At 62.7% G+C, this 15,781-nt stretch carries 12 protein-coding genes; all 12 read right to left on the bottom strand.

All coding sequences use genetic code 11. The features are described 5' to 3' along the window. Nucleotides 1–5 precede the first annotated feature (5 nt). On the bottom strand, nt 6–1,394 hold the full coding sequence (locus tag DN611_RS14025; protein ID WP_036630883.1) for a YfcC family protein: 1,389 nt from the start codon (nt 1,392–1,394) through the stop codon (nt 6–8). 174 nt (nt 1,395–1,568) lie between these two features. Further along, nucleotides 1,569–2,567, bottom strand: a complete 999-nt coding sequence (gene argF, locus DN611_RS14030) for an ornithine carbamoyltransferase (protein ID WP_119311651.1) — start codon at nt 2,565–2,567, stop codon at nt 1,569–1,571. 831 nt (nt 2,568–3,398) lie between these two features. After that, a complete protein-coding gene (gene arcA, locus DN611_RS14035; protein ID WP_021750257.1) occupies nt 3,399–4,643 on the bottom strand; it encodes an arginine deiminase in 1,245 nt (414 codons plus the stop codon). Between the two features lie 240 nt (nt 4,644–4,883). Beyond that, nucleotides 4,884–5,594 carry an ABC transporter ATP-binding protein gene (locus tag DN611_RS14040; RefSeq protein ID WP_021750258.1) on the bottom strand — a complete coding sequence of 237 codons (711 nt, stop codon included), beginning with the start codon at nt 5,592–5,594 and terminating at the stop codon, nt 4,884–4,886. Then, on the bottom strand, nt 5,587–6,429 hold the full coding sequence (locus DN611_RS14045; RefSeq protein WP_119310847.1) for an ABC transporter ATP-binding protein: 843 nt from the start codon (nt 6,427–6,429) through the stop codon (nt 5,587–5,589). The genes DN611_RS14040 and DN611_RS14045 overlap by 8 nt, the downstream gene beginning before the upstream one ends. Then, entirely contained in the window at nt 6,426–7,595 is a 1,170-nt protein-coding gene (locus tag DN611_RS14050) for a branched-chain amino acid ABC transporter permease (protein ID WP_119311652.1), read from the bottom strand. Before DN611_RS14050 ends, DN611_RS14045 begins: the two co-directional genes overlap by 4 nt. Nucleotides 7,596–7,608: 13 nt before the next feature. Further along, complete coding sequence (locus DN611_RS14055; RefSeq protein WP_337542176.1) at nt 7,609–8,490, bottom strand: branched-chain amino acid ABC transporter permease; 882 nt, start codon at nt 8,488–8,490, stop codon at nt 7,609–7,611. 143 nt (nt 8,491–8,633) lie between these two features. Further along, on the bottom strand, nt 8,634–9,818 hold the full coding sequence (locus DN611_RS14060; protein ID WP_021750262.1) for an ABC transporter substrate-binding protein: 1,185 nt from the start codon (nt 9,816–9,818) through the stop codon (nt 8,634–8,636). A 374-nt stretch (nt 9,819–10,192) separates the two neighbouring features. Next, nucleotides 10,193–12,061: an ATP-dependent zinc metalloprotease FtsH gene (ftsH, locus tag DN611_RS14065; protein ID WP_119311653.1), complete on the bottom strand. Its 1,869-nt coding sequence runs from the start codon at nt 12,059–12,061 to the stop codon at nt 10,193–10,195. A 95-nt stretch (nt 12,062–12,156) separates the two neighbouring features. Next, entirely contained in the window at nt 12,157–12,711 is a 555-nt protein-coding gene (hpt, locus tag DN611_RS14070; RefSeq protein WP_021750265.1) for a hypoxanthine phosphoribosyltransferase, read from the bottom strand. Further along, nucleotides 12,708–14,078, bottom strand: a complete 1,371-nt coding sequence (gene tilS / locus DN611_RS14075) for a tRNA lysidine(34) synthetase TilS (protein WP_119311654.1) — start codon at nt 14,076–14,078, stop codon at nt 12,708–12,710. Before tilS ends, hpt begins: the two co-directional genes overlap by 4 nt. A 237-nt stretch (nt 14,079–14,315) precedes the next feature. Continuing rightward, entirely contained in the window at nt 14,316–15,665 is a 1,350-nt protein-coding gene (dnaB, locus tag DN611_RS14080; protein ID WP_021750267.1) for a replicative DNA helicase, read from the bottom strand. Nucleotides 15,666–15,781 lie beyond the last annotated feature (116 nt).

Raw genomic sequence — 15,781 nt, forward strand, 5'->3', positions numbered from 1 at the left:
TTTTTCTATCCCAGCAGCACACCCGCCACCAGGAACGCCAGGGCCAGCAGCAAAAACCAGAGTATCAGCTTCCACACATACTTCACCCAGCGGTCGTAGGGCACATGGCCCAGGGCCAGGGCGCCCATCACCACCGCCGCAGTAGGGGTGATGATGTTCACCAGGCCGGAGGCGGACTGGAACGCTGTCACCACCAGATCGCCGCCCACCCCGGCGAATTTGCCCAGGGGCGCCACAATGGGGATGGACAGTGTCGCCAGGCCCGACGAGGACGGGATCAGGATGGTGAGGGGCAGGTACAGGGCGAACACCAGCAGCGTGAAGCTGATGGCCCCGGCGCCGGAAAGGGCCTGCTCTCCCCAGTGGAGGACCGTGTCGGTGATGGCGCCGTCGTTCATCAGCACAGTGATGCCCCGGCTGATGCCGATGATAAAGGCCACGCCTAAAAGGTCCGCGCAGCCGGCCACGTAGGTCTCTACCAGCTCCTCCTCACTCATCCGGTCAATGAGGCCGATGACGACACCTGCCACCAAGAACAGGGCGGAGAGCTCCGGAAACCACCAGCCCAGAGCGGGCAGGGACAGGCCCATCTCGTCAAAGGGCACCACAGCATAGACCATGATGAGGAATGTCAGCGTAAAGAGGGCCATGATGACCTTCCGCTTGGCGGTAAAGGGCACCTGCTGGTCCATGCTTACCTGGATCTTGCCCGCGCCCACGCCCACCACGGATTTGGAGGGGTTCTTCTTGACCTTCGCGGCGTAGGCCATCACAAACCAGATGGCCGCCGCCTCAAAGGCCACCCACTCCAGCAGCCGCAGCACGATACCCTCTCCCAGAGAGACCCCGGCAAAGCCCGCGGCGATGCCGGTGGCAAAGGGGTTTACCGTGGAGGCGATGACGCCGGCCCCGGCCCCCAGCAGGATCACGCTGATGCCCACTACCGCGTCGTACCCGGCCGCCAGGAACACCGGGATCAGCAGGGGATAAAAGGCCATGGTCTCCTCCCACATGCCGTAGGTGGTGCCGCCCAAGCCGAACAGCAGCATCAGAATGGGGATCAGCCACTTCTCCCGGCCGCCCAGCAGGCGGATGACGTTGCCCACGCCGGCGTCCACGGCACCGGTCTTCATCACCACGCCCAGAAAGCCGCCCACCATCAGGATGAAGATGCACACGTCCACCGCGTCGTAAAAGCCAGAAAAAGCTGCCTTCAGAACGTCGCCCACTCCCTGGGGATTCTGCTCCACCGTGTGGTACGTCCCCGCCACCGGCACGCCGTCCACGTAGTCATAGCTGCCCGCCGGGATGATCCAGGTGGCGGCAGCCACCAGGATCAGCAGCAGGAACAGGATCGTATAGGCTGTGGGCATGTGGAATTTTTTTTGATTCAAGATATCTACCCCGCTTCTGTTTTGACGCCGCGGCGTCAACATCATTTCCATCATGTTTGCCGGCAGCACGCGTGTCGGCAAACATCCTTCCCAGCTATCAAGTGTGCAAGCGAAGCGAGTACATGCAGATAGCTGTAAACGCTCTCACGAAAAAGGCGGCGCCTTTTCCATGAATTATCTTCCGATGGTGGCCACCAGCACAGCTTTGATGGAGTGCATCCGGTTCTCCGCCTCGTCGAATACCACACTGTGGCGGCTGCGGAACACCTCGTCGGTGACCTCCCGGATGTCCACGCCCTTGTCCTGCCACTCCTTGGCCAGCTTGGTCTCAAAGTCATGGAAGGAGGGCAGGCAGTGCAGATACAGCACGTTGGAGTTGCCGGTGGCCTTCAGTGTCTCCTCCGTCACCCGGTAGGGAGTCAGCAGCTTGGCCCGCTCGGGGATCAGGTCCTCCTCGCCCATGGAAGCCCAGATGTCGCCGTAGATCACGTCCGCATCCTTCAGGGAGTTCATGTTGTCGGTGATCTCGATGAGGCCGCCGTTCTCCCGTGCGGTGGCGAATACCCGCTTCACCAGTGTGCCGTCCATCTCCTTGGCCAGCTCCTGGGGCCCCAGGCCCACAAAATGCATACCCATCTTGGCGGCGCCGATCATCCAGGCGTAGCACATATTGTTCCGCACGTCGCCGGGGAACACCACCTTCACCTGGTTCAGGGGCTTGTGGCAGTGCTCCTCAATGGTCATCATGTCCGCCAGGATCTGGGTGGGGTGGTCTGCGTCGGTGAGACCGTTCCAGACGGGCACACCGGCGTACTTCGCCAGATCCTCCACCACCTTCTGGTCGTAGCCCCGGTACTCGATGCCGTCGAAAAACCGGCCCAGCACTTTGGCGGTGTCCTCCAGAGACTCCTTCTTGCCCATCTGGCTGCTGCCGGCGTCCAGATAGGTGACGTGGCCCCCCTCCTGGGTAGCAGCCACCTCGAAGGAGCAGCGGGTGCGGGTGGAGGTCTTTTCAAACAGCAGCACGATGTGCTTGCCCTGAAGGGTTGGGTCGCAGATGCCGGCCCGGCGCTTGGCCTTCAGGTCGTGGCCCAGGTCCAGGAGATAACGGATCTCCGCGGGGGTGAAGTCTTCCAGAGTCAGAAAACTCCGGCCTTTCAAATTGATTGCCATAAAATGCACTCCTTTTTATCTTGTTCATGATGAGGACTTTTTGAGGGGACAGATGTGGACCGCCGAACAGGGGCTGTGGGGGATACTGCTCCCGGCGGAAAAGAAAACATGTTTCGGCGGGGGAAGGTTGGCGATCCCTTGCGGCGGTCAGAGAGGGAAACGTCCGGCCCTTGTGAACCCCTCCAGCCCGGGGAAGTCCGGGATACACGCTGCGCTGATTTTCGCTGCCGCTGGCCGGTGGTTAATGAGAGTTTCAGCATAGGGCCAAGCTGCAGCTTCTATGACCGCCAGGGCAGTGCGTAGCGAAGCCGAACGCGCGGAAGGAGGAACCAGTGGAACACTGATGACGGAAATCCCCGGAGCGCCGTAGCGCGAGACAGGAAAAGCGAAGCAGTTCAAATGCGTCCTTGCATCCCGGCAACTTCCGCACCATCCGCCACGGGACGGCAGTCGAGGGAATTGCAGAAGGGCCTAGCGTGCCCGAAGGCAAGGCCAAATCGGAGCAGGCACCGATTCGCCGCCCCCCCTTCAGCGCGGAGGGCCACTGCACCAGAGCGCATCCAGGCGCCTTTCTCTTTGGACCGTGCACGGCCCGTTTCTCTTTTGGCAAGACCGATAAGGGGTCCCGCCGCGCCCCGCACGGTGGGGAGAGGAGGAGCGCCCAAGCCCACGGAGTGGGCGCGGAAGTGCCCTTGGGGTGCAAGGGAGCGGGCGCAGTTTTCGCCGTACACGGAAACGGGGCTGAGCGGACTTTGCGACGACGACATGGGGGTGCATCCCGCTGGACAAGCCCTCCCTGGCCGGGGCGGCCCATTCACGCTCCGCGAATGCTTACGGATCCTCCCGCCACAGCGGCATGGACATGCACCGGGGTCCGCCCCGCCCGCGGGAGAGTTCTGCGCTGGGAATGGTGTGGAGCCGGATGCCCGCCTCCTCCAGGGCCCGGTTGGTGACATAGTTCCGGGAGTACACCACCACCTCGCCGGGGCCGATGGCCAGGGTATTGGAGCCGTCGCTCCACTGCTCCCGGGCGGCGTCGATCTCGCTGCCCTGGCCGCAGGGGATCAGTGTCACCTTATCCAGCTCCAGGTGCTCCTTCAGGATGTCCTCCAGCCGGCCGTCCTCCTGACGGATTTTCATCTTCCGGTTTTCGTCCAGCTCCATGACGAACACCGTAATCTGCTGGAGGATGTTGGGATGGACGGTGAACTTGTCCCGGTCCACCATGGTGAACACCGTATCCAGGTGCATGAAGGACCGGCTCTTGGGAATGTCAAAGGCCAGCAGCTTGCGGAAGGTCTTGCTCTCGGAGAGCACCGTCTCCGCCAAGGCGTCGATGGAGTCCTCCTCCGTCCGCTGAGAGATGCCCACCGCCAGCACCTGAGGGGACAGGATCAGGATATCGCCCCCCTCCAGGGAGGAGGTCTCGCCCCGGTCGTACCACCTGGGGGCGTTGCGGTAGTCCGGGTGGTGCTCGAAAATGAACTTGCCGAACAGGGTCTCCCGGTTTCTCGTGGCGGTGTGCATTTTGTGGATGGACACGCCGGTACCGATGGTGGCGAAGGGGTCCCGGGTAAAATAGAGGTTGGGCAGGGGATCTACGGCGAAGGGGTAATCATCCCCGGCGGCAGAGAGATAGTCCCCCAGCCGGGCGCTGTTTGCCCGGAGCTGGGACTTGCGGACGCCCGCCATCATGGCAGACACCATCTCCTTGTCCGGCAGGGCAGAGAGGAAGTCCTCCAGGCTCTCCCGGAGCCGGTCGTCCTTGACGCCGGACTCCTCCAGGAACTGGCGGATCAAGTCGGCCCGCACGTCGGCGTCCGTGATGGACTCCGCCACCAGATCCCGCAGGTAGACCACCTCCACTCCTTGCTGCCGGAGGCAGTCGGCAAAGGCGTCGTGCTCCCGCTGGGCCTCCTTCAGATAGGGGATGTCATCAAAGAGCAGCCGCTCCAAATACTCCGGCATCAGATTTTCCAGCTCACCGCCAGGGCGGTGGAGAAGGACCTTTTTCAGCCGCCCGATCTCGGAGGTATTGTGAATTCCGGTTTCCAAAAAGCTCACTCCTTTGTTCATCGGAAAGGTACAGGGAAATCGCTCTGGTTTAGGGTCTCTGGATTTTGGCATTTCATGCGCCGTTCCGAAAAATCCGCGCAAAAAAAGAACGGACGAATCGTCCGTTCTCCCCACATGTTCTCCGCAAAGGCCGCCCGTCCCTCCTTCGGGCCGCGGCGTCTCCCCGCCGCCTCCGGGGTCCCGCGGCATCGGCAGTGGAAACGCAAAAACAGGAGAGAGGCTTCCGCCTCTCTCCTGCTGTTATCTGTGCTTGCCGAGATACGCCTCTTTGATCTTCTCATTGGCCAGCAGCTCCGCGCCGGTGCCGGACATGGTGATGTTCCCCGTCTCCAGCACATAGGCCAGGTCCGCGATCTTCAAGGCCATGTTGGCGTTCTGTTCGATCAGCAGTACCGTCACGCCCTGGCGGTTGATCTCCCGGATGATGGAGAAGATGTCCTGCACCACCAGCGGCGCCAGGCCCAGGGACGGCTCATCCAGCATCATCAGCTTCGGCCGTGACATCAGGGCCCGGCCCACCGCCAGCATCTGCTGTTCGCCGCCGGAGAGGGTGCCGGCGGACTGCCAGTTCCGTTCCTCCAGCCGGGGGAACAGCTCATAGACCCATTTCAGGTCCTTTTCGATCTCCGCTTTGTCCTTGCGGAGGTAGGCTCCCAGCTTCAGGTTCTCCAGCACCGTCAGGTCCGCAAACACCCGCCGCCCCTCCGGGCTCATGGCGATGCCCGCGGAGATGATCTTGTCGATGGGCTTGCCCAGCAGCTCCTCCCCGTTCCACTGGATGGAGCCGGACTCCGCCTTCACCAGGCCGGAGATGGTCCGCAGGGTGGTGGACTTGCCCGCGCCGTTGGCGCCGATCAGGGTGACGATCTTGCCGTCCGGCACCTCCAGGTCGATGCCCCGGAGAGCCTGGATGCCGCCGTAGGACACCCGCAGCTGTTGGATTTTAAGCATCTTCCGCCACCCCCAGGTACGCGTCGATGACGCGCTGATTGTTCTGGATCTCCGCCGGTGTGCCGTCGGCAATCAGCTTGCCGAAGTCCAGCACATAGATCCGGTCGGAGATGTCCATGACCAGGTCCATGTGGTGCTCGATCAGAAACACCGTCAGGCCGAACTTCGTGCGGATCTCCCCGATGAAGGCCGTCAGCTCGTCGGTCTCCTGGGGGTTCATGCCCGCAGCCGGTTCGTCCAGCAGCAGCAGCTGCGGATCCGTGGCCAGGGCCCGGGCGATCTCCAGCCGCCGCTGCTTGCCGTAGGGCAGGGAGTTCGCCTTCTCCCCGGAAACGTCGCTGAGGTTCACCTCCGCCAGCAGCTCTTCCACCCGCTGGCGCTGCCGCGCCTCCTCCTGCCGGTTCAGATGGAAGGTCGCAGTGAGGAGATTGCACGTCGCACGGCAGTGCATGGCCGTCAGCACGTTGTCGAACACCGTCTGGTCCTTCCACAGACGGATATTCTGGAAGGTCCGGGCCATGCCCATCCGGGTAATCTTGTCCGGGGTGGGGGCCAGGGCGTGGGTGTACTCCCCGGCGTGCTCGCCCTTGTAGAGCTTGCGCATCTTGCCCTGGGGGTAGTTTTCCACGATCTTCTCCCCCCGGTACCACACCGCGCCGTTGGTGGGCTGGTACACGCCGGTGATGACGTTGAAGGCCGTAGTCTTGCCCGCGCCGTTGGGGCCGATCAGGGAGACGATCTCCCCCTCGCCTACCTCCAGATTCATGTTGTTCACGGCGATGACGCCGCCGAACTGCATGGTGATATTCTCCAAACGAAGGATCTTCTCACTCATTTCGCCGCCTCCTTCTTTTTCGATTTTCCGGAGAGGCGGGCCCGCAGGCTCCGGGCCACATCAGAGAGCTCCCGGTCCCCCATGAGGCCGCGGCGGAAGAACAGCACCACGATCATGATGATGATGGAGAACACCACCATCCGGAAGCCGGTCCGCAGGAAGGGCACCTTGAAGGCGCCGATATACGTCTCCGTGTCCAGGAACCGCAGCCACCACTCGCTGGCCGCCACGTACAGGAACGAGGCGATGCAGCTGCCGGAGATGGACCCGATGCCGCCGATCACCACGATCAGCAGGATCTCGTAGGTCATGGAGGTGGTGAAGGTCTTGGCTTGGGCCTGGTTGGCGAACATGGCGAACAGGCCGCCGCCCACGCCGGCGAAGAAGGAGCTGATGCAGAAGGCCATCCGCTTGTGCTTGGCCAGGTTGATGCCCATGGCCTCGGCGGCCACCTCATCCTCCCGGATGGCCTTGAAGGCCCGGCCATAGGTGGAGTTGATCAACAACACCATGATCCCGATGCACACTGCCACCAGCAGGAAGGGCACAAAGGTGGAAAGGCGCAGCACCACCTCCCCATTGGCGTTCTCGATGTTGAAGCTGGAGAAGGTGGGAAAGCTCTTCAGCGCGTTGGCGCCGTTGGTGACAGGGCCCAGCCGGTCCCACTGGAAGATGGCCCGGATGATCTCCGCAAAGCCCAGGGTGGCGATGGCCAGGTAGTCGCTCTTCAGCCGCAGCACCGGCAGGCCGATAAGCCAGGCGATCACCGCCGCCACACAGCCCGCCAGGATCAGCGCCGCCAGCACACCCAGGATCAGACCCAGGGCGCCGCCGCCGAACAGCTCCGGCAGGGAGAAATTCACTGCCGAGCCGCCGTAGAGGTAGTAGACGCTCTCCCGGTCGGCAGAGGGAATGGTCAGAATGGCGTAGGTGTAGGCGCCCAGCAGCATGAAGCCCGCCTGCCCCAGGGAGAACAGGCCCGTAAAGCCGTTCAGCAGGTTCAGGGAGGCCGCCACCAGCGCGTACACAGCCCCCTTCTTCAGCACGGTGAACAGCATACTGGTGGGCTGCATGGTGTTCTCCAGCACAATCACCAGGACCAGCAGGGCCGCCACGCAGCCCAGGGCGATCCACGCGCCCCGTTTGCTCTTTTTTTCTTGCAGCATCGTGACGCCCCCTTTACACTTTGTCGGTGGACTTCTCACCGAACAGGCCGGTGGGCTTCACCACCAGGATGATGATGAGCAGCGCGAAGGTGAACGCGTCGGAAAACACACTCCAGTTGGAGCTCTTGATCACCGTCTCGCTGAGACCGATGAGGAATGCCCCCACCACGGCCCCGGGAATGGAGCCGATGCCGCCGAACACTGCCGCCACGAAGGCCCGCAGGCCCGGCAGGGAGCCGGACAGCGGCACGATGGAGGGATAGTTGGTGAAGTACAGCGCAGACCCCACCGCCGCCAGGAAGGAACCGATGACAAAGGTGAAGCTGATGATGTTGTTGATCTTGATGCCCATCAGCTGCGCGGTCTCAAAATCCCGGGAGGCGGCCCGCATGGCCATGCCGATCTTGGTGTGGTTGATGAGCTGGGTCAGCACCACTACCAGCGCCACCACCAGGAATGGCGTAATCACCGTCACCATTTTGGTGGAGGTGCCGGCAATGGTGATCTGACTGGACAGGCCGGGCAGGCTGGGGTACATCTGCGGCAGTCCGCCGGTGATATAGGTGGCCAAATTCTGCAGCAGATAGCTGACGCCGATGGCGGAGATCATGACGCTCATCCGGGGCGCGCTGCGCAGCGGCTTGTAGGCTGCCCGTTCGATGACAAAGCCCAGCAGCACCGTCAGCAGGATCATCAGCGGCAGCGCCACGCCGATGGGCAGGCTTGCGCTGAGATAGACCATGATTAATCCCGCCGCCATGAACACGTCGCCGTGGGCGAAGTTGATCAGGCGCAGGATGCCGTAAACCATGGTGTATCCGATGGCGATCAGGGCGTACTGCCCGCCCAGCGAGATGCCGGAGAGCAGGATGGAAATTCCGTATTGCACAGGGATACCCCCTTTTCTTTCAGAGTTGGCGAGCGGGAAGGACCGTCTCCAAAAAGGCCGGGCTGCGGCCCCTTTCGAGGCGGTCCCATCTCGCGCAAGAACAAGCCGCCTGGCGGGGGATACCCCGCCAGGCTGGCCGGATGGCAGGCTTATTCCACAGTCTGGACCGTCTCCAGCGTCCAGGCGTTGTTGGCGGTGTCTGCGGTCTTGATATAGGCGGTGTCCCGGATGGCGTCGCCCTGCTCGTCAAAGGCGATGGAGCCGGACACGCCGGTGTAGGTCACGTCAGGCAGCGCGGCCTTCACGGCGGCCTTGTCGGTAGAGCCGGCGGCCTTCAGGGCCTCCAGCGCCACATAGTAGGCGTCATAGCCCATGGCAGTGACAGCGGCGATGGTATCGTTGCCGCCGTTGTTGGTCATGGCGGTGGAGTCCTCGTTCAGCCATGCCTTGATGCCGTCATCGAACTTGGGAGAGCCGCCCTCCTGGTAGAAGGTGGACACGTACAGCTGTACGTTGCTGCCCTGCGCGGCCTCCAGCACCACGTTGCTGTCCAGTGTGTCGGAGCCCAGCAGGGGGATATCCAGGCCCATGGAGGCGGCCAGACCCACGATCTGCGTGGCGTAGGCGATGGAGACGGGGCAGAAGATCACATCCACATCCTCTGCCACGGCCTTGTTCAGGTAGGTGGTGAAGTCGGAGGTGTTGGTGGGGAAGGAGTCCTTGATGACCTCACCGTCAAAGTTCTGCTCGAAGAAGGCGATCAGGCCCTGGTCGTACTCGTTGCCCAACTCACCCAGGCAGTAGGCCTTCTGTGCGCTGAACTTGTCTTTTGCGAAATTCACCAGCACCTGGGCCTGGAAGTTGTCCAGGAAGCAAATCCGGAAGTAATAGTCGTTGCCTGCGGTGATATTGGGGTTGGTGCAGGTGACGCCGATGGCGGCCAGGCCCGCCTCGTCAAACACCGGACCGCCGGCCATAGCCACGCTGGAACCGTAGGAACCCAGCACCAGGCTGACATCCTTGCTCACCAGCTCCGCCGCGGCGGTGGGCGCCTTGTCGGTAGTGGAACCGTTGTCCGCGTAGACCAGCTCCACGTTGTAGGTGGTGCCACCGATGTCCACCGTGGGGGTCTCCTTATTGGCATACTGCATACCCAGCATCTCCTGCTTGCCGCCGGGACCGGAGTCGCCGGTGGCGGGCTCGAACACACCGATGCGGACCACATTCCCCCCGCTGCTGCCGGAGTCGCCGGTGGATGTGTCGCCGCTGCCGCCGCAGGCGGCCAGACTCAGAGCCATGACCATAGCCAGAGCCAGTGCAAGAACTCTCTTCATGCTTCTTTTCCTCCTATCAATGGTTAAGGATCGCTGTTCCCTCATGTATGAAAGGCATTTTACAGGTTTTTTCCAGGCTTTGCAAGATGAATAATCCACAGAAAGTTTTCCGCTCTCTTTCAAAAAAGTTCAAGATTTTTCCGCATATTCCGGTCATTTGTCCCTCTGTTGTGGACGTTTCAAAAAAATCGCAGAGAAAAATGCGGTCATTTGTCCTCGATAGAGAGACAGGCGAATTGGTAATTTTGCCAAACTCCAGTGACTGCGTTGATGCATTTTCCCGTCACTCCAACAGTTTTGGAGGGTTGCGGCGGCTTTATTCCCCGCTTTTTGTAAAAAGGCCGCCGTCCGGTTCTCCGGACGGCGGCCTTTTCTCAGACCTCTTCTTTTTTCAGGGACAACGGCTGTTCGCCGAACACGGCCAGAAACGCCTCCCGCTCCATGGTCTCATGCTCCAGCAGATAGGACGCCACGGCCTCCAGCTTGTCGCGGTTGTCGTTCAGGATCCGTTCGCAGCGGTCATAGGCATCCGCCACCAGGCGCTGGACCTCCTGGTCGATCTGGGCGGCCACCGCCTCGGAATAGCTGCGGCCCTGGGTCATGGTGCGGCCGATGAACACCTCGTCGTGGCCAGACTCGAAGGCTACGGTGCCGATCTTGTCGCTCATGCCATAGGTGGCCACCATCTTCCGGGCGATCTGGCTGGCCCGCTGGATGTCGTTGCTGGCACCGGTGGAGATGTCTCCCAGGCACAGCTTCTCCGCCACCCGGCCGCCCAAGAGACCCACGATCTGATCCTCCATATACCGCCGGGAGAGATAGGACCGGTCCTCCTCCGGCAGGGAGATGGTCATGCCGCCCGCCTGGCCCCGGGGCACGATGGTGATCTGGGTCACCGGGTCCTGATCTGGCAGCGCATGCATCACCACAGCGTGGCCCGCCTCGTGATAGGCGGTCAGCTCACGCTCGTGCTGGGGGATCACCCGGCTTTTCTTCTCCGGTCCGGCGATGACCTTGATCTCCGCGTCCTTCAGATCCTGCATGGTGATGAACTTCTGATCTTTCCGGGCGGCCAGCAGGGCTCCCTCGTTGATGAGGTTCTCCAGGTCCGCGCCGGTGAAACCCGGAGTGCCCCGGGCCAGCTGGCCCAGGTCCACATCCTCCGCCAGGGGCTTGCCCTTGGCGTGGACCTCCAGGATCTCCTTCCGGCCCCGGATGTCGGGCAGGCCCACGTACACCTGCCGGTCGAACCGACCGGGCCGCAGCAACGCCGGGTCCAGCACATCCGCCCGGTTGGTGGCCGCCAGGACCACCACACCTTCGTTAGCGGTAAAGCCGTCCATCTCCACCAGCAGCTGATTCAGGGTCTGCTCCCGCTCGTCATGGCCGCCGCCCAGGCCCGTGCCCCGCTGGCGGCCCACAGCGTCGATCTCGTCAATAAACACGATAGCCGGGGCGTTCTTCTTGGCCTGCTCGAACAGGTCCCGGACGCGGCTGGCGCCCACGCCCACGTACAGCTCCACGAAATCGGAGCCGGAGATGGACAGGAAGCCCACGCCGGCCTCCCCTGCCACGGCCTTGGCCAGCAGGGTCTTGCCGGTGCCGGGAGGGCCCACCAGCAGCACGCCCTTGGGAATCCGGGCCCCCAGAGACAGGTACTTCTTGGGGTCCTTCAGGAACTCCACGATCTCCCGGAGCTCCTCCTTCTCCTCATCGGCGCCGGCCACGTCGTCGAAAGTGACCTTTTTGTCCTTGTCCGTCAGCATCCGGGTCCGGGCGGAGCCGAATTTGGCCATCTTGTCCGGTCCCATGCCACCTCCCTGGGGCCGAATCACCAGGAAGTACCACATCAGCCCCAGGATCACCGCCGTCAGCAGGAAGGGCAGCAGCTCCAGCAGCCAGTTGGTGCGCACCGGCTCCGGGTAGTCATAGTGCTGGATGATACCCTCCGCATACTGCTGTTGAACCAGGTCATTGAAGTCGTCATAAAACAGCTGGAAGCTGTACAGCTCATACCGCACGGTCTCGCTGCCGTTCACCGGCTCCCGCAGCTCCAGGGTCAGTGTGCCGCCGCTGTCAATGGTCAGCCCCGTCACTTTTTCCTGCAGGAACAGCTGGCGGACCTGGGAGTATTCCAGCTGGTCCACATGGTTGTCGTTCTGCCAGAGCCAGTTGACACACAGCAGGATCACGAGAGCCAGCAGTACGAAGCTCAGATTGGATAGCCGTCTTTGTTTTGTCACGAGCAGAAGCCTCCTTTCCCATTGCCTGGGACGCAATGGGAGACTGTTTTCATGTTACGATTGGGCGGAGTCCGCCCAAAACAGGGCGTATCGCCTCACTCCCCGGAGTATACCTCCGGCTTCAAAACCCCGATGTACGGCACGTTCCGGTACTGCTGGCAGTAGTCCAGCCCATACCCCACCACAAACTCGTCCGGCACCACGAACCCCGCCAGGTCGGCGGTGATGGCCTTAGTCCGGCGGGAGGGCTTGTCCAGCAGCGTCACGATGGTAATGGAAGCCGCTCCCTTGGTCATGAAGTAGTCTTTCAAAAACGCCAAGGTGTTGCCGGAGTCCAGAATGTCCTCCACGATGATCAGGTGCCGTCCGGTGATGTCCTGCTGCAGGTCGTGGGTGATCTGCACCCGGCCGGAGGACACAGTGGCGTTCTGGTAGGAGCTGACGGCGATGAACTCCACGTCGCTCTTCACCTGGCAAGCCCGGACCAGGTCCGCCATGAATACGAAAGACCCCTTCAACACGCCCAGAAACAGCGGGTTCTTGCCATGAAACTGCTCATACAGCTCCGCGCCCATTTCGGTGATGCGGGCCTTCAGCTCCTCCTCTGTCACCAGGACCTTCAGGATATCCCTTTCCATCTCGCTTTTCATATCAAATCTCTCTCCTTTGCCGCTTCGGTAATCTGAATGAACCGGCAGGGCTCCCCCTCCGGTGCTGCAAACGCCATATCCACGCCCAGCCGCCACACCGCCGCCAGGCATCCTCCCGCGTAGACGGCCGGCAGCCGGTCCCGCTCCGGGAGGGAGATCCGGCGGTCCATGCACAGCCGTTTGATGCTGCGGCCGCCCCCGTGGGTCTCCGGCAGAACCAGACGGTCTCCCGGCGCCGCAGGGCCCACCGTCAGGCCCATCCGCTCCCCCTGCCGCCAGGGCCGAAGGGCAAGTCCCTCCCCCTCCCGGTGATCCAGCAGGGTGATCCGGTAATCGCCCCAGGCGACGGGGCACTCCTGCAACAGCTGGACCTCCGTCAAAAGCTGGGGCCGGGTCTCCAGGATCAGCCACTCCCGGCAGTACCGGGCGGTGACGCCCTGGGGCAGGTCCACCCGGCTCTCCCGGCCCCAGAGGGTATCCCGGGTCAGGTGCAGGATGGCCTGCAGATGGGCGGCTGTGATATCCCTCCGCCCCACGCCCAAAAGGTCGAAGAGCCGCAGCAGCATCCGGGGTCGCACGGCGTCCGTGGCCTCTGCCAATGCCTGCCGGGATAAGGTCACCCGCCCCTCCTGCACCTCCACATGGGCAGTACGGCGGGCGGCCTCTTCCTCCAGTGATTGGTCCGCCACCCGCAGGCGGCGTCCGGCGTCGTTGATGTGCTCCACAGCTCTGGGGTTGATCTGCCTCAAGCGGGGCATGACCTCCAGCCGGAGGAAGTTTCGGGCCGCGGCGCCGGGGTCGGCGTTGGTGGTGTCCTCCACATGGGGGATGTGGCGGGCGGCAGCGTAGGCCGCCAGCTCTTCCCTTGTCACGTCCAGCAGTGGCCGGCAAATGCCGTTTTGCTGGTAGGCCATGCCGGTAAGGCCCGCCACGCCGGTGCCCCGGATCAGGTTGAAAAGAATGGTCTCCGCGTTGTCATCGGCGTGGTGGGCTGTGTAGATTTTGATATACTGCCCCAGCTTCTCCGCCTCTTGGCGAAGAAAATCGTACCGGAGCTTCCGGGCCGCCTCCTCCAGGGAGAGGCCCTCCCGCTCCATAAGGCCCCGGACGTCCCCGGAGCTGGAGACGAATGCGATGTCATGGGCGGCACACCAGTCCCGGACGAAGGTCTCATCCCGGTCGGCTTCCGCGCCCCGCAGCCGGTGGTTGAAGTGGGCAGCCACTACCCGGCCATCCCGCTCCCGACACCACCGGTCCAGCAGGTCCAGCAGGCACATGGAGTCCAGCCCGCCGGACACGGCACACAGGGCCGGACGCCCCCGACCGGGCAGCACCCACCGGGGACAGTGGGACAGCAGTTCCTCCATGTCCGTACCTCACCTCTCCCAAAACAGACCTCAGTCCTCGTCGTACCTCGTATCCAAGGTCGAGAACTGGGTGTATTCCGGCATCCACCGCAGCTCCTCCCCCGGCACGTCTGAACGCGCCGGGGGACCCCGGCGGCCACTGACCGGGGGCAGACAAAGTCCGCCCCCTGCAAGGTTTTGGCCCCGCCAAAACACTTGACGCACGTCCGTGCGGCTTTGCAAAGCAGAGCACAGACCTCAGTCCTCGTCGTACCTCGTATCCAAGGTCGAGAACTGGGTGTATTCCGGCATCCACCGCAGCTCTACTTTGCCGGTCTCACCGTGGCGGTTTTTCGCCACAATGCACTCAGCGATGTTGTGCTTCTCCGAATCCTCATTATAATAGTCATCCCGGTACAGGAACAGCACGATGTCTGCGTCCTGCTCGATAGCGCCGGACTCCCGCAGGTCCGACAGCATGGGCCGCTTGTCGTCCCGCTTCTCACTGGCGCGGGACAGCTGGCTCAGGCAGATCACCGGCACGTTCAGCTCCTTGGCCATGATCTTCAGCATCCGGGAGATGTCGGACACCACCTGCTGGCGGTTCTCCCCCGCGTAGCCCTTGCCGCCGGCAGAGGTCATCAATTGCAGGTAGTCGATCACCACCAGGCCCAGATCATCCAGCCGGCGGCACTTGGCGTTCATGTCCGCCACCGACAGCATGGGATTGTCGTCGATCCGGATATCCACCTTATTCAGGATGGTGGCGGCCCCGGCGATCTTCTCCCAGTCGGTCTCCCGCAGGGCGCCGGTCTTGAGGCGGTTGTTCTCCACCAATGCCTCGGAGGCCAGCAAGCGGGTGGCCAGCTGTTCCCGGCTCATCTCCAGAGAGAAGACGGCCACTGTCTTGTGGACGGCCTTGGCCACGTTCAGGGCCACGTTCAGCGCAAAGGAGGTCTTGCCCATGCCGGGCCGGGCGGCCAGCAGGATCAGGTCCGATTTGTTCAGGCCCGTGATCTTCTGGTCCACCGCGGACATACCCGTGGAGAGCCCCGGCAGGTGATTCTCGCTCTCGCTCATCTCTCCCAGCCGGTCCAGCACCTCCGGCAGCACCTGCCGCAGGGGCACCATGTCCTGGGCGCTCTGGCCCCGGCGGACGGCGTAAACCTTCTGCTCCGCCGCCTCCAGAATTTCGGAGGCCTCGCCCACGCCCTCCTGCACCATGGCGGTGATCTCGGCGGCGGCCTGGGCCACGCCCCGCAGCAACGCCTTGTCCCGGACGATGGCCGCGTACTCCATCACGTTGGCGCTGGTGGGGGTGATCTCCATCAGCTGGGCCAGATAGGAACGGGTGGTGTTCTCGTCGTAGGTGCCCGCCTTCTGCATCTCCTCACAGACGGTAATGCCGTCGATGGGCTTGGCATAGGTGAACATGGAGTAGATGGTCTCAAAAATCTCCCGGTTCTGCCGGAGGTAAAAATCTGACGGCCGGAGCTTGTCCATCACATCCTTGACGCAGTCCGCGTCGATGAGCATGGAGCCCAGGACGGCTTGCTCCCCCTCCAGAGAGTGGGGCATCTGCCGCAGGAGAAGGTCTTCGTTTGCCATCTTACTGTCACCTCGCCGTGAATAGGAGTCCACCTGTTTGGGTTAGGAAAGCGCGAAGGGCCATTGTACCAGAGCGCGCCAAGCGCCTTTTCTCTTCCACCGGGCGCGGCGCACTC

This window comes from Oscillibacter sp. PEA192 (assembly GCF_003574015.1).
Classification (GTDB): domain Bacteria; phylum Bacillota; class Clostridia; order Oscillospirales; family Oscillospiraceae; genus Oscillibacter; species Oscillibacter welbionis.